Source organism: Nonomuraea insulae, from assembly GCF_042656245.1.
In genome coordinates this window covers 67823-81463 of record NZ_JBHSPA010000118.1, presented here as the reverse complement: position 1 = coordinate 81463, position 13641 = coordinate 67823, and the positions used below count along the sequence as shown (strand labels likewise).

The window sequence follows — 13641 nt, the reverse complement described above, 5'->3', positions numbered from 1 at the left end:
GCCGCCCGCGGGTCACTCGCGGTACATCGGCCGTGTGGCGTCCTCGGGCCGGATGCCCGGCGGCAGGTACGGCGACTGCGCCGACGACTGGGCCGGCGACTGCGGCTGCATGGAGGCCTGGTCCCAGGGCTCCTGGTAGCCGACGGCGGGTGCGACCCGGCCCCGCCAGCGCGAAGGGAACGTCGAGACGGCCAGCAGCGCCAACCCGATCACGAACTGCAGCCCCGAGTACGTCAGCGTCATGAACCCCGTGTGCAGGAAGGACGGCAGGAACGCGTCCGGCATCACCCGCACTCCGGTGGCCATCTCCACGTACGGAAGGACGCCCAGGGCGGTGAACGACAGCCCGCCGAACAGCGAGGCCACCGGGGACAGGCGCGAGCCGGCCAGGAAGCCCAGCAGGATCGCCGACGCGGCCAGCACCCCGAGCGCGACCCAGGACACCCGGAACGCCTGCTGGGCCTGGAGGGAGAGCTCGCCGGTGCCGTACCAGAGGCCGGCCGCGAGCAGCGGAGGGAGGAGCAGTCCCGCGACCACTCCCAGAGCGTGACGGGCACCGTTTGACATGTTAAAACCCCGTTTGATTGGCTCCGTACCAACCTACTCGCTGCCATCCCCGGGCGTGGAGTGGCCCGTGAGCCCCGCCCGCGCACACGTACCTGAAGAGTTCCTGTGAAGCGTGGCGTGGGTCTTTGCCGCGACCGGTCGCGCGGGCATCGTGGGCCACATGAGATCCGCGATCCTGAAGACCGCACTCAGCGCCTTGATCGTGGTCCTGCTCGGCAGTGCGCCGGCGCAGGCCGCGTCGAAACCCGACACGTTTCCGCTGCCCAACGGGTTCCAGCCCGAGGGCATAGCGATCGGGCCGGGGCCTTACGCCTATTTCGGCTCACGCGCGACCGGTGACATCTACCGGGCCGACCTGCGCACCGGAAAGGGGGCCGTCGTCAGCAAGGGGCCGGGCACGCAGTCGCTCGGGCTCAAGACCGACGGGCGCGGGCGGCTGTTCGTGGCCGGGGGCAACGCTGGGAACGCGCGGGTGGTGGACCTGCGCACCGGACAGGTGCTCAAGTCGTATCAGCTCGCCACCGGGACGTCGTTCGTCAACGACGTCATCCTCGCCGGCGGGGACGCCTACTTCACCGACTCGGCCAACCCCGTGCTGTACAAGCTGGAGCTCGGCCGGGGCGGCGCGCTGCCCGAGCAGGCCGTCACGATCCCGCTCAGCGGCGCGATCCAGTACACGACCGGCAACAACGCCAACGGCATCGCCCCCAGCCCCGACCACAGGTCGCTGCTGATCGTCCAGTCGAACGTCGGCAAGCTGTTCGAGGTGGACCCGTCCTCCGGCGTCACCACCGAGGTGGACCTGGGCGGTGAGCTGCTGACCAACGGCGACGGCCTGCTGCTGGACGGCCGCACGCTCTACGCCGTGCTCAACCGCGCCAACACGATCGCCGTGATCGCCCTGGCCAGGGACGGCGCCTCGGGCAAGATCGTCAAGCGGCTGACCGACACCAGGTTCGACGTGCCCACGACGGTCGCCGCCCACGGCCACCGCCTCTACCTGCCCAACGCCCGCTTCACCACGCCCCCCACCCCCGACACCACCTACGACGTGGTCGCCGTCAAGCCCTGATCCCGCGGCCCCGGGGCTACGGCCCCGGGGTCATTTCTTGATCGTGTAGCTGTCGCCGTACACCTTCCAGGTCAGCGGCGGGTTGAGGTCGAGGTTGCCGTTCTTGAGGAAGACCCGCTGCATCGTGTCCACGCGGGTGGTGTCCTCGTGCGCCTCCTCGGCCCGCATCGCCGCCTTGCGGGCGTCGAGGAAGGCGTTGAGGTAGGTCGTCTCGTTCCCGCCCTGCGCCGGCGGCTTGGCCTTGGCCAGCGCCGTCTTCCTGATGCCGCCGAAGCTGAGCTTGTCGCTGCCGGGGCCGTGCATGACGATGGCGTCGTAGTAGACGAACTGGCCGAGCGTCCGCAGGCCGTCCTTCTCGGCCTGGCGGACGGCGGGGCCGAAGTAGACGCGGTCGCGTTCGTCGTTCTGGGCCTGCTGGAAGGCCGCGTCCTTGGCGGCGCTCTTCCAGTCCTTCATGAAGTTCGGCTCCAGGCCCTTGTGGGAGTCGGTGCCGTTGACCTTGCGCAGCGCGGGCAGGTATTTGGCCAGGACGTTGCCGGGCTTGCGCTCGGTGTAGAGCTCGACCAGCTCCAGCATGTCGCCGGTGCCCGAGCAGAAGCCGATGATGCCGGCCGTGTAGCCGCGCTCGTCCTCGATGTCCTCGATGTAGCCGTACTGGGCCTTCCAGTCGAGCGAGGAGTTCTCCGCGCTGGACACCAGCCGCATGGCGATGTCCTTCTTGTGCGGGTCGGCGAGGCCCGTCGGTGCGGCGGGGCCGGTGATCGTGAGAGAGAGGGCCAGGAGGGCGGCAAGCACAGGGGCTCCTGTTTCGTTAGGAAAGGTTCCTAACGGACCTTACTCCCGCGGCCCCGCTCCTGGGGTGAAAACTACTCCAGCGGGCGCAGGGCCGCGAGTTGCTGCTCGAACGGCACCAGCTCCTCCTCCTGCGGCAGGTACGGCGCCCGGGTTCGCAGCAGCCCGGCCAGCTCGTCCGCGGCCCTGGCGATACGCTCGCCGAGCCCGTCCGTGAACGCGTCGCGGCCGCCGCCCCAGTCCTCCGACGCCGCGTACACGGCGGTCGGGACGACCACGGCCCGCAGGTAGGCGAACAGCGGGCGCAACGCGTGCTCCAGCGCCAGCGAGTGCCTGGCGGTGCCGCCGGTGGCCGCGATGAGCACGGGCTTGCCCGCCAGCGCGCTGGTCTCCAGCACGTCGAAGAACGACTTGAACAGGCCGCTGTACGAGCCGCTGAAGATCGGCGTGACCGCGATGAGCCCGTCGGCCTCCGTCACGGCCCCGATCGCCTCGCGCAGCCTGGCGCCCGGGAAGCCGGTCACGAAGTTGTTGGCGATGTCCACGGCCAGGTCGCGCAGCTCGACCACGCGGACCTCCACGTCCGTCCGCCGCGCGACCGCCTCGGTCAGGCGGTCGGCGAGCAGACGGGTGGAGGAGGGCTGCGTCAGGCCGGCCGTGACGACGACGAGCTTCATGGGGTCTCCTTTCGGGCTTTCAGGCTTTTCAGGCGCTTACGGGGGCGGACCCGTCCGTGGCGGGCTCGTTCGCGGTGGGCTCGTTCTTGGCGGGTTCGTTCTTGGCGGTGAGCAGGGACGCATGCGTGGGGGCGCCGGGCACCTCGGCCGGGCGGCCCTTGGCGAACTCCTCGCGCAGCACCGGCACGACCTCCTCGCCGAGCAGGTCGAGCTGCTCCAGCACGGTCTTCAGCGGCAGGCCCGCGTGGTCCATGAGGAAGAGCTGGCGCTGGTAGTCGCCGAAGAACTCCCTGAACTCCAGGGTCTTGTCGATGACCTGCTGCGGGCTGCCCACGGTGAGCGGGGTCTCGGCGGTGAACTCCTCCAGGGAGGGGCCGTGGCCGTACACGGGGGCGTTGTCGAAGTAGGGGCGGAACTCGCGGACCGCGTCCTGGGAGTTCTTGCGCATGAACACCTGGCCGCCCAGACCCACGACGGCCTGCTCGGGGGTGCCGTGGCCGTAGTGGGCGTAGCGCTGGCGGTAGAGGCTGATCAGGCGCATGAAGTGCTCCTTCGGCCAGAAGATGTTGTTGGCGAAGAAGCCGTCCCCGTAGTACGCCGCCTGCTCGGCGATCTCGGGGCTGCGGATGGAGCCGTGCCAGACGAACGGCGGCACCCCGTCGAGCGGGCGCGGCGTGCTCGTGAACCCCTGCAGCGGCGTGCGGAAACGTCCTTCCCAGTCCACGACGTCCTCGCGCCAGAGGCGGTGCAGCAGCGCGTAGTTCTCGATGGCCAGCGGGATGCCCTGCCGGATGTCCTGGCCGAACCACGGGTAGACGGGCCCGGTGTTGCCCCGGCCCATCATGACGTCCACCCGGCCGTTCGACAGGTGCTGCAACATGGCGAAGTCCTCGGCGATCTTCACCGGGTCGCTGGTCGTGATCAGCGTCGTGGCGGTGGACAGTTGCAGGCGCTCGGTCTTGGCCGCGATGTAGCCGAGCATGGTGGTCGGGGAGGAGGGCACGAAGGGCGGGTTGTGGTGCTCGCCGGTTGCGAACACGTCCAGGCCGACCTCCTCCGCCTTGAGCGCGATCGCCACCATCGCCTTGATCCGCTCGTGCTCGGTCGGGGTCCTGCCGTTGGTGGGGTCAGTGGTGACGTCGCCCACACTGAAGATTCCGAACTGCACTTTAGTCACCATCCATGACTGTTGAATCTTTGACGGCTACGGTAGCACCAAGGCGTCTCCAGATATTCCATCATCCGCCGGATGCTCAGCGCCGCCGGATGCTCAGCGCCGCCGGATGCTCAGCGCCGGCGGGCGCTCAGCGTCGGCGGGCGCGGAAGGCCGCCGCCTTGGCCCGGTTGCCGCAGCGGCGCATGTCGCACCAGCGGCGCGTGCGGCGGTGCGAGGCGTCGACGTACAGCCGGGTGCAGGGGTCGGCCTCGCACTCCCTGATGAGCCCGGCCTGGGGACCGCCGAGCAGCTCGGTGGCGGCGCGGGCGGTGCTGGACAGCGCGGCGCGCAGGTCGCCGCCGCGCTCCAGGCCGTGCTCGCCGAGCAGCGCGGTCGCGGGCGCGGGCGCGGCGGCCGCGTTGAGCCTCTCCCGGTCGGCCGCCTCGAACGACGCTCCGGTGCGGGCCGCGGACGCCAGCCGGTAGATCGCCTCCCGCAGCGCCACCGCCTCGGCGTAATCGTCGTCGCTCACGGCGGGCGGGGTGTCGAGGAGCCCGGCGGCGACCGTCCACCGGGCCAGATCCTCGGGAGAGGCCAGCAGGCTGATCCGCTCGCCGCGCCGTCGCCCGACGGTCCCGGCCAGGTCGAGCCCGAGGTTCCCGCTGACGAAGGTGAAGTCCATGCCATCCATAGTAACCGGATTGACAAGTTACTTTGGCTGCTGCCAGGGTGAGTAACCATCAAGTCCGGTTATTTCGTGAAGGGTGTGTGCCGTGGTCTCGTTGACTTCCCCCGCTGAGGCGGAACGGCGCCCGTACGGGCCGCGGCACCGATGGGTCGTGCTGGCCGTGGGCGTCGGGGCGCAGGGCAGCTTCGCGGCGATGTTCTCCGGCATCCCGGTCACGGGGATCACGATGCGCGCCGACTACCACCTGTCCACGGGGGCGCTCGGCCTGGTGCTGTCCTGCCTGGGGCTCGGGGTTGCGGCGTCCGACATCGTGTGGGGACTGCTGACCGACCGGTACGGCGACCGCCGCGTCCTGCTCACCGGCCTGACCGCCACGGGCGCCCTCCTGGCCCTGATGGCCGCCGCCGTGACCCCCGGGGACGGGGCCGGGGTGGTGCTCCTGGCGATCTGCCTGGCCATCGCCGGAGCACTGGGCGGCAGCGTCAACGGGGCTTCGGGGCGCGCGATCATGACCTGGTTCGCCGAGGGGGAGCGGGGGCTCGCGATGAGCATCCGCCAGACGGCCATCCCGGCGGGCGGGGCGGTGGGGGTGGCGCTGCTGCCCTGGCTGGCCCAGGCGTCCGGCTTCCGCGCCGTCTACGCCGTACCGGCGGCCTTGTGCCTGGCCGCCGCGGCGGCCACCTGGCGCTGGCTCCACGAACCCGCCCCAGCGGCCACCGCCACCGCCTCCGCTACCGCCTCCGCCACTGCTTCCACCACTGCCACCGCCTCTGCCGGAGCCACCGCCGGAGCCAAGGAAGCCGCACCTGACGCCACGGCCGGGGCATCGCCGGACATCCGCCAGAAGTCGCCCCTGCGGCGGTGGGACGTGTGGCGGCTCGCGCTGGCCGGAGGCCTGCTCACCGTCCCCCAGTTCGCCGTGCTCTCCTTCACCGCGATCTTCCTGCACGACGTCAAGGGCGAGGGCGCGGCCCTGGCCAGCGTCACCGTGCTGATCGCCCAGATCGGCGGCGGCGCGGCCCGCATCTGGACCGGCCGCCGCACCGACCGCGGCGGCGACCGCCGTACCTACCTGCGCGGCATCGGCGCCCTGGCCGGGATCGTGATGGCCGCCGCGGCGGTGCTCACCGACGCCCCCACCCCGCTCACCGTCGCCGCCCTGGCCCTCGGCGGCCTCCTGGCCAACTCCTGGCACGGCGTCGCCTACACCGAGATCGCCGCTATGTCCGGCCCGGCCAGGGCGGGAACCGCCTTGGGGCTCCTGGGCACCGCATTGTTCGCCGTGGGCTTCCTCACCCCGCTGCTCATCCCGGTCGTCATCGCCCACGCCTCCTGGACGGCGGTCTGGGCCATCGCCGCCGCGGCCTGCCTCCTCGCCATCCCCCTGGCCCCGGCGGCGATCAGAGCGCGTTGATCTCCGCGGGCCCGAGAATCCGCTGGGGCGCCCCCTGCCGGGCCACCTCGATCATCGCCCGCCCGATCTGCTCGGTCGTGGTCACCCCCGCCCCGAACACCCGCCGCAACACCGGATAGAGCGGCCGCGTCACCATGTACGCCACCCGATAGAGCCGCGTACGCGACGTGACACCGTGCATCGGCTGGATGTACCCGGGCCGGAACATGTACGCCCGCAGCGGCAACGCCAGCAACGCCTCCTCGGTCCGCCCCTTCACCCTGGCCCACATGGCCCGGCTCCGCACGTCGGTCCCGGCGCCGGACACGTACACGAACGTCGAGCCGGGACTGATCCGCGCCAGCGTCTCGCCGGCCGACAGCGTGAAGTCGTACGTGACGCGCCGATAGTCCTCCTCCCTCATGCCCGCGGAGGACACCCCCAGGCAGAAGAAACACGCGTCGTGCCCGCCCAGCTCGCCCTCGATCGCGGACAGGTCGAGCAGGTCATCGTGCCGGATCTCACGCAACTTGCCGTGCGTGACCCCCGTCGGGGCCCGCCCGACCGCCAGCACGCTCGTGACCCGGCCATCGAGCAGGCACTCCCTGAGCACCCCCCGCCCGACCATCCCGGTCGCCCCGAACAGAATCACTCTCATGACACGATCCTTTCCGGAGTGAAGGGACACGGCCCACCGTGGGACTTAGGAGCTTCCTAAGATCTAGGCGCGGGAGGCGCTGTGACGGCGGTATCAGGCTTCCATACCTCGTGCCGAACGGCTGTACGAGCAGTACTTGGCGGAGCGTCAGAAGGAGATGGAGCAGTGAGCAGCTATCGACGCTGGCGTGAGAGCGGGCATCTGGAGCGCGCCATCGAGACTGCCGGAGGCCAGGAGGCTTTCGAGGACGAGATCCAGCGCTCCCGCGCGGAAGCCCAAGGCTGGCGGCTGGCGGAAATGCGCAAGCGCCGAGGGCTGACACAGACGCAGGTGGCAGAACGTATGGAGATCTCCGTGGCCAGGGTGTCCCAGATCGAAGGAGGGGACGTCTCGACCAGGGAGGTGCTTGATCGTTATGTCGCCGCTCTCGGGGGAACGCTCAAACTCATCGCGGACTTCGGCGACGAGCAGCTCAAAGTGAGCTGACGCTCGCCCCGATCGTCTCCGCGACCTCCCCGGCCACCGGGTACGGCCGCTCGGCAGGCAGCAGCGCGCCCACGTCGGCGCCGCTGCGGACCGCCGCCCGCACCTCCCGCACCCGATCCGTGATGTCGCGGATCCCCACCGTCCACTCCTCCACGTAGCGCCGCACCGCCTCCCCCGACAGCCCGATCTGAATCGACCGGTACGCCAGCGCCTCGTGCCGCACCCCCCGCTCAGGATCCCACTGAATCCGCACCGGGCTGCGGCGCACCCGCTCCGCCCACCCCGGGCTCCGGTCGTCGTGGCTGAGGCAGGAGTGGGCCAGGGCCCAGGCGAAGCCCTCGCGGCTGAGCTCGATGGCCAGCACCCGCTCCTGCCCGGGCTTGGTCGCATACCCGCACCGGTACATCATCCACAGGAACGACGGCTTGATCCACGTCATCCGCTCCCGCTTGAAGGGTGCCACGAAGCGCTGCGCCGCGACGGCGGGCGCGGCGATGGCGGCGTCGTAGGCCTGGTAGACGGTGATCGAGCGCTCGGTGTAGGCGGCGCGGATCTGGCGGTAGGGCACGTTCATGGCATCCAAGGATGGCGAAGGCCGAGCCCGGCGGGCAACGAGTTAACGCAGGTCCCGCAGGGCCTCCGCCAGGCGGATGCGGGCGATCTGCGGGATGGACAGCCCGCGGGCCGAGATCCCGATGGCCCACTTCGTGCCGGGCACGACCGCCCCCGCGCAGGCCACCTCCTCCCTGAACTGCCCGTGCTCCTCCACCACCTGCCCGGGCCGTAACCGCGACAGCTCCTCCTCGACGTCCTCGACGCTGGCGGGGGTCGAGGAGGTGAAGCGGCGCAGGCCGTGCTCGGTCAGGACGCCGCGCCGGGCGCGGGAGGGCAGGGAGAGCAGCAGCGCCTTGCCGAGCGCGGTGGCGTGCGGGGCCGTCTCCAGGCCCGCCTGGAGGTCCTCCAGCCACGGCGAGTGCGGCCCCTCCACCACGTCCACCACCATCAGCCGCCCGTCGGAGAGCTGCGCCAGGTACGCGGTGTGCCCGGACACGGCCGCGAGATGCCGCAACACCTCCGAGACCCGCGGCGGCCGATCGAAGGAGTCCAGCATCTCGTGGAAGCGCTCGGCCACCTGCGAGCCGAGCAGATAGTCGCCGTCGGGCCGCCGGTGCAGGTACCCCTCGTAGCACAGGGTGCGGACCAGGTGGTAGGAGGTGGACAGGTTGAGGCCGCATCGGCGGGCGATGACCTTGACCGACAGCGGCCGGTCGGCCCGCGCGACCTCTTCCAGCACGCGGAGGGCGCGGGAGACGCTGCGAATCAGATCGCTGGGTTGTTCGCCGGTCATCCCTACAGCATCTGCGTCATCTGAAAATCGGATCCCTATCCCAGAAGGCACACCAGTCCGACGATGAGGCCATGCCGGACATACCGCAGTGGGCCAGTCAGGCGCTGTCGGAAGTGTACGACCCGTGCTGCAGGGAGAAGGGCATCTCCGTCGTGGAGATGGGCCTGGTCAGGTCGGTCGAGGTGGACGAGGGCCGGGCCCGGGTGGAGTTGCTGCTGACCTCGGGCTGGTGCCCGTTCGCGACCAGGGTGCTCACCGAGGTGCGCGACCGCATCGAGGAGCAGCCCGGCATCCGCGAGGCCGAGGTCGAGGTCGTGTGGGATGAGGCGTGGACCGTGGACCGGCTCTCCCCGAGAGCGGCCCGGCTGCTGCGCTTCCTGCCCGCCCCCGCGCAGGTGCCCGACAAAGAGGCCTACATCAGAAGGGAACTACGGTGATCGACGACTTCTTCGTGTTCGACAGCGTGGCCCACGTGTTCAACTTCGAGGCCAAGAACGCCTACGGCTCCGCGGGCCAGATGTTCTCCAACCACCTGTACGCCTTCCACACCACCCTCACCCCGGAGGGTGAGACCAAGCTGCCGCCGGAGGAGTTCCTGCGGCAGTGGACGATCGACGACATCCACCGCATGGTGTACGAGGAGTCCGACACGGACATGCTGGTCGCCATGCCGCTGCCGCTCACCGACCTCTACCACGACGGCCTGTCGCCGTGGCAGGAGTGCGCGGAACTGGCGGCCCGCGACCCGGACCGGACGATCTTCTGGGGCACGGTCAACCCCCTGGAGGGCCGCAAGGCGCTGGACCTGATGGAACGGCAGGTGGGGGAGTTCAACGCGCGGGCGTTCAAGCTGTACAACGTCCGCTACGACTACGGCTCGCCCTACCCGTGGCGCATGGACGACCCGCGGGTGGCCTTCCCGATCTTCGAGAAGGCGCAGGACCTGGGCGTCAACCTGATCGGCGTGCACAAGGGTGTCCCGCTGGGCCCGCAGCCGATCGAGCACACCCAGACGTGGGACATGGACGGCGCCGCCGCGAACTTCCCCGACGTCAACTTCGTCATCTTCCACGTCGGCCTGCCGTTCCTGGACGAGACGTGCTGGCAGCTCATCCGCTACCCCAACCTGTACGCGGACATCGCGGCCACGATCAACTTCATCGTCCGGGCGCCCAGGATGTTCGCCGAGATCATCGGCAAACTCCTCTTCTGGTGCGGCGAAGACAAGATCATCTACGGTTCGGAGGCGCCGATCTTCCACCCGCAGTGGGCGCTGAGGGCGTTCAGGGACTTCACGATCCCGCAGGACCTGTGCGACGGGTACGGCTACCCGCAACTCACCGACCAGGCCAAGCGCAAGATCCTGGGCGAGAACCTGCTACGGCTGCATGGGCTTGCTCCGGTGCACCGCCTGTAGCAGCCCGATGGCCAGCAGCCCGGCGACCGTGGCGGAGCCGCCGTAGGAGACGAACGGCAGCGGCACCCCCACGATCGGCATGAGCCCCACGGTCATGCCCACGTTCATGAACGTCTGGAACGCCAGCCACGACACCAGGGCCCCGGCCAGCACGGCCCCGTACGGCGAGGCGCTGTGCCGCGCGATCGACAGCCCGCGCCAGAGCAGCACGAACACGGCCAGCACGATGAGCGCGGCCCCGGCGAACCCGAGTTCCTCGCCCGCGACGGTGAAGATGAAGTCGGTGTGCTGCTCGGGTACGAAGTGCCCGGCGGTCTGCTCGCCGTTGAACAGGCCCTTGCCGTAGAGCCCGCCGGAGCCGATCGCGATGCGCGCCTGGGCGGCGTTGTAGCCCACGCCGCCCGGGTCTGCCGCGGGGTTGGCCAGGACGAGCAGCCGTTCGAGCTGGTACGGCCGCACGAGCCCGAGCTGCCACGCCGCCACGCCCGCCCCCGAGGCCCCCAGCGCGAGCACGAGGAGCCACCGCTTGGGCGCCCCCGACACCAGCAGCGCGCCCGTCACCATGGCCGCGAACACCAGCATCGTGCCCAGGTCGGGTTGCAGCCCGATGAGCCCGATCGGCACCGCGGCCAGTACCAGGGCCAGCAGCACCCCGCCGAACCCCGGCCGGTGCTGCCCGTCGCGCAACTCGCCCAGGGGCACCGCGAACGCCAGCGCGAGCGCCACCTTGGCGAACTCCGACGGCTGGAACTGCACCCCCGGCGCCAGCACGATCCACGAGTGCGCCCCGTTCACCCGAACGCCCAGCGGGCTGAGCACCCCGGCCAGCGACGCCAGCGCCAGCACGTAGACCAGCGGCACGTACGCCCGCAACACCCGCAGATCGACCCGCGACACCAGCCACATCAGCACCAGCCCGCCGCCGACGGCCACCGCCTGCCGCACCAGCAGCCCGTGGTCGCCCGCCATCCGGGTGGCCGACCACACCAGCAGCAGCCCGAGGGCGGACAGGGCCAGCGCCAGCAGCGTCAGCAGCCGGTCGGGCGGCCCGAGCGACGGCGCCCAGACGAGATGGCGTCTCATCGCCGCTCCCTGAGCCCGAGTATGCCCTCCCAGATGGCGCGCGCCGCCGGGGCCGCGCCCTCGGCGCCCCTGCCGCCCTCCGACAGGACGACGACCACGGTGTAGGCGGGATCGGGGGCGAACGAGGCGAACCAGGAGGTGTCCCGATGCCCGAACGACTCCGCCGTGCCCGTCTTGCCCGCCACCGCGATCTGCCGGAACGGGAACCCCTTGAAGGCGCCCTCCGCCGTCCCGGACCTGGGCACCTGCGTGAGCGCCTGCCGGATGAAGCGCAGCGTCGCCGCGGAGACGGGCAGCCGGCCGGCCGCCGGTGGCGTGATGGTCTTCACCGTCGTCCCGTCCGGGCGGACCACCCGCAGGCCGACGCGCGGGGCGTACAGCGTGCCGCCGTTGGCGACGGCCGCGTAGGCCCGCGCGAGTTGCAGCGGTGTGACGAGCACGCCGCCCTGTCCGATGGAGAAGTTCGCCGCGTCGCCGCCCCGCCACACGCCGCCGCCCCGGCAGTTCTCCCGGGCGATCGCCGTCAGGTACGCCGCCCGCCCCCGGTCCGCCAGCTCGGGATAGCCGTCGACGGCCTGCCGGCAGCTCTCCTTGCGCGTGGCCCGCCACAACGCCTTCTTCGACGCCGCGTCCGGCACCGCGCCCGCCGCCTCTCCCGGCAGGTCCACGCCCGTCGGGCGGCCGAAACCGAACCCGCGGGCGGTCTTCTGCATGGCGTCGGAGCCGCGCTGCCACAGCTCGTCGGCCAGCCGGTAGAAGATCGTGTCGCACGACCGCACCAGCGCCCCGTGCATGGTCATCAGGCCCAGGTCGGCGCTGGCGAAGTTCCTGAACACCCGGTCGCCGACGGTGTAGCCGCTGGGACAGTCGTAGGTGGCGCCGAGCCCGTACCCGGCCGTCACGGCCGCCGCGGCCGAGGCGACCTTCCAGGTGGAGCCCGGCGCCCACTCACCCTGTACGGCCTGCGACAGCAGCGGCAGCGCCTTGTACTCGCGGGCCGTCACACCGTCGGTCCACACGGCCGGGTCGTAGGAGGGCCGCCCGGCCAGCGCGACCACCCGGCCCGTCCCCGACTCCAGCACCACGGCCGCCCCCGACGAGCCGCCGCTGCTCGTCAGGGCCCGCCCGAGCGCCTGCTCGGCGATGGCCTGGACGCGGGAGTCGATGCTGGTCACGAGCGTGTTCCCTGGGACGGGCTGCTCCTGGCGGATGGTTCTGGTGACCTGGCCGGTGTTGTCCACGGCCACGTCCCTGCGTCCCGCCCGCCCGGCCAGCTCCCGGTCGTAGGCGCCTTCGAGGCCGTCGCGGCCCTTGGCGCCCTGGACGTACCCGAGGGTGTGCGCCGCCGACGCGCCCGACGGGTAGACGCGGACCGGGCGCAGGTCCGTACGCACGCCGGGGAAGTCCTGCTGCCGCTCGCTGATCTGCAGCGCCACCGGCACGGTGACGCCCTCGGCGACGGGGATCGGCTCGTACGGCGAGCCCTGCCAGCACGGTCGCGGCACCTCCGGCCCGCACGGCCGCACCTTCTCCGAGAGCTGCCGGTACGACTGTCCCAGCGCCTCGCCCAGCCGCGTCAGCACCTCCCGCCCGCCGTCGGGCTGGTGGGCCAGCGCCACGGCGTCCACGGTGACCACCGGCCGGGTCCTGTTCGTCACCAGGGGCCGCCCGGCCACGTCGAGGATCTGGCCGCGGGTCGGCGGCAGCGCCACGGTCCTGATCCGCACGTCGGCCGCCGCCCGCACGTACTGCTCGCCGCTGACCACCTGCAGGAACCACAGCCGGCCCACCAGGGTGACCACCATCGCGGTGACGGCCAGCCGCAACACGAACAACCTAGCTCTGGACACGGCGCGGCACCTGCTCCCTGGGCCTCCTCCTGACCAGCACCGCGCCCACCAGTGCGCCGAGCAGCACCGTCCAGGCCAGCGTCAGCGGCAGCCCGGCCGCCGCGGAGCGCCACGGCTCGTCGCCGAGCGCCACCGCCGCCGCGCCCTGGAGCACCACGCCCAGGACGGGGCCGGCGGCGGCGGCCGGCAGCGGCCTGCCGTCGCGCCAGTGCCCGACCAGCAGCCCGGTCACCGACAGGGCCAGCGCCGCGCGCCCCACGGTTCCGTCGGCGGGCGGCGTCACGTCGGCGGCCAGGCCCGCCACCAGCCCCGCCGCGCAGCCCCAGACCGGGCCCCTGGCCAGCGCCAGCCACACCACGGCCAGCGTCACCAGGTCGGGCCCGCCCAGGGGCGACCGGTTCACCAGCAGCACCTGCAGCAGCGGCGCCGCGAACAACAGCAGCACCAGGCCCAT

Annotated in this window: 16 protein-coding genes; 5 read left to right on the top strand and 11 right to left on the bottom strand. The window is 71.5% G+C overall.

What is annotated here, in order from left to right:
* Positions 1–12: 12 nt before the first annotated feature.
* Complete coding sequence (locus ACFPZ3_RS66180) at positions 13–567, bottom strand: hypothetical protein (RefSeq protein ID WP_379524604.1); 555 nt, start codon at positions 565–567, stop codon at positions 13–15.
* 160 nt (positions 568–727) lie between these two features.
* Here ACFPZ3_RS66180 and ACFPZ3_RS66175 point away from each other — a divergent pair, with 160 nt between their 5' ends.
* Complete coding sequence (locus ACFPZ3_RS66175) at positions 728–1639, top strand: NHL repeat-containing protein (protein ID WP_379524603.1); 912 nt, start codon at positions 728–730, stop codon at positions 1637–1639.
* A gap of 30 nt (positions 1640–1669) precedes the next feature.
* Here the strand turns inward: ACFPZ3_RS66175 and ACFPZ3_RS66170 are convergent, their stop codons facing one another.
* From ACFPZ3_RS66170 to ACFPZ3_RS66155, 4 genes are all read right to left on the bottom strand, one after another.
* Positions 1670–2434 (bottom strand): chitosanase, encoded by a 765-nt coding sequence (locus ACFPZ3_RS66170; protein ID WP_379524602.1) that lies wholly within the window; start codon positions 2432–2434, stop codon positions 1670–1672.
* 71 nt (positions 2435–2505) lie between these two features.
* A complete protein-coding gene (locus ACFPZ3_RS66165; protein WP_379524601.1) occupies positions 2506–3108 on the bottom strand; it encodes an FMN reductase in 603 nt (200 codons plus the stop codon).
* A 28-nt stretch (positions 3109–3136) separates the two neighbouring features.
* Complete coding sequence (locus ACFPZ3_RS66160) at positions 3137–4276, bottom strand: LLM class flavin-dependent oxidoreductase (protein ID WP_379524600.1); 1140 nt, start codon at positions 4274–4276, stop codon at positions 3137–3139.
* A 136-nt stretch (positions 4277–4412) separates the two neighbouring features.
* A complete protein-coding gene (locus tag ACFPZ3_RS66155; RefSeq protein WP_379524599.1) occupies positions 4413–4946 on the bottom strand; it encodes a CGNR zinc finger domain-containing protein in 534 nt (177 codons plus the stop codon).
* A 91-nt stretch (positions 4947–5037) separates the two neighbouring features.
* Between ACFPZ3_RS66155 and ACFPZ3_RS66150 the strand changes: the two genes are divergently transcribed.
* A complete protein-coding gene (locus tag ACFPZ3_RS66150; RefSeq protein WP_379524598.1) occupies positions 5038–6366 on the top strand; it encodes an MFS transporter in 1329 nt (442 codons plus the stop codon).
* Here ACFPZ3_RS66150 and ACFPZ3_RS66145 read toward each other — a convergent pair.
* Positions 6353–7003 (bottom strand): Rossmann-fold NAD(P)-binding domain-containing protein, encoded by a 651-nt coding sequence (locus tag ACFPZ3_RS66145; RefSeq protein ID WP_379524597.1) that lies wholly within the window; start codon positions 7001–7003, stop codon positions 6353–6355. The two genes, ACFPZ3_RS66150 and ACFPZ3_RS66145, sit on opposite strands and share 14 nt — an antisense overlap.
* A gap of 165 nt (positions 7004–7168) precedes the next feature.
* Between ACFPZ3_RS66145 and ACFPZ3_RS66140 the strand changes: the two genes are divergently transcribed.
* Positions 7169–7489, top strand: a complete 321-nt coding sequence (locus ACFPZ3_RS66140) for a helix-turn-helix domain-containing protein (RefSeq protein WP_379524596.1) — start codon at positions 7169–7171, stop codon at positions 7487–7489.
* Here the strand turns inward: ACFPZ3_RS66140 and ACFPZ3_RS66135 are convergent.
* Positions 7476–8063: a DUF4291 domain-containing protein gene (locus tag ACFPZ3_RS66135; RefSeq protein ID WP_379524595.1), complete on the bottom strand. Its 588-nt coding sequence runs from the start codon at positions 8061–8063 to the stop codon at positions 7476–7478. The two genes, ACFPZ3_RS66140 and ACFPZ3_RS66135, sit on opposite strands and share 14 nt — an antisense overlap.
* Positions 8064–8105: 42 nt before the next feature.
* Complete coding sequence (locus ACFPZ3_RS66130) at positions 8106–8837, bottom strand: IclR family transcriptional regulator (RefSeq protein ID WP_379524594.1); 732 nt, start codon at positions 8835–8837, stop codon at positions 8106–8108.
* A 71-nt stretch (positions 8838–8908) separates the two neighbouring features.
* Here ACFPZ3_RS66130 and ACFPZ3_RS66125 point away from each other — a divergent pair, with 71 nt between their 5' ends.
* Both ACFPZ3_RS66125 and ACFPZ3_RS66120 read left to right on the top strand, forming a co-directional pair.
* Positions 8909–9274 carry a metal-sulfur cluster assembly factor gene (locus ACFPZ3_RS66125; protein WP_379524593.1) on the top strand — a complete coding sequence of 122 codons (366 nt, stop codon included), beginning with the start codon at positions 8909–8911 and terminating at the stop codon, positions 9272–9274.
* A complete protein-coding gene (locus ACFPZ3_RS66120; RefSeq protein WP_379524592.1) occupies positions 9271–10254 on the top strand; it encodes an amidohydrolase family protein in 984 nt (327 codons plus the stop codon). Before ACFPZ3_RS66125 ends, ACFPZ3_RS66120 begins: the two co-directional genes overlap by 4 nt.
* Here ACFPZ3_RS66120 and rodA read toward each other — a convergent pair.
* From rodA to ACFPZ3_RS66105, 3 genes are read right to left on the bottom strand one after another with little or no spacing between them, the layout of a single operon-like run.
* Positions 10216–11337 carry a rod shape-determining protein RodA gene (gene rodA, locus ACFPZ3_RS66115; protein WP_379524591.1) on the bottom strand — a complete coding sequence of 374 codons (1122 nt, stop codon included), beginning with the start codon at positions 11335–11337 and terminating at the stop codon, positions 10216–10218. The genes ACFPZ3_RS66120 and rodA overlap by 39 nt on opposite strands.
* Complete coding sequence (gene mrdA, locus ACFPZ3_RS66110; protein ID WP_379524590.1) at positions 11334–13187, bottom strand: penicillin-binding protein 2; 1854 nt, start codon at positions 13185–13187, stop codon at positions 11334–11336. Before mrdA ends, rodA begins: the two co-directional genes overlap by 4 nt.
* A complete protein-coding gene (locus ACFPZ3_RS66105; RefSeq protein ID WP_379524589.1) occupies positions 13174–13641 on the bottom strand; it encodes a rod shape-determining protein MreD in 468 nt (155 codons plus the stop codon). The genes mrdA and ACFPZ3_RS66105 overlap by 14 nt, the downstream gene beginning before the upstream one ends.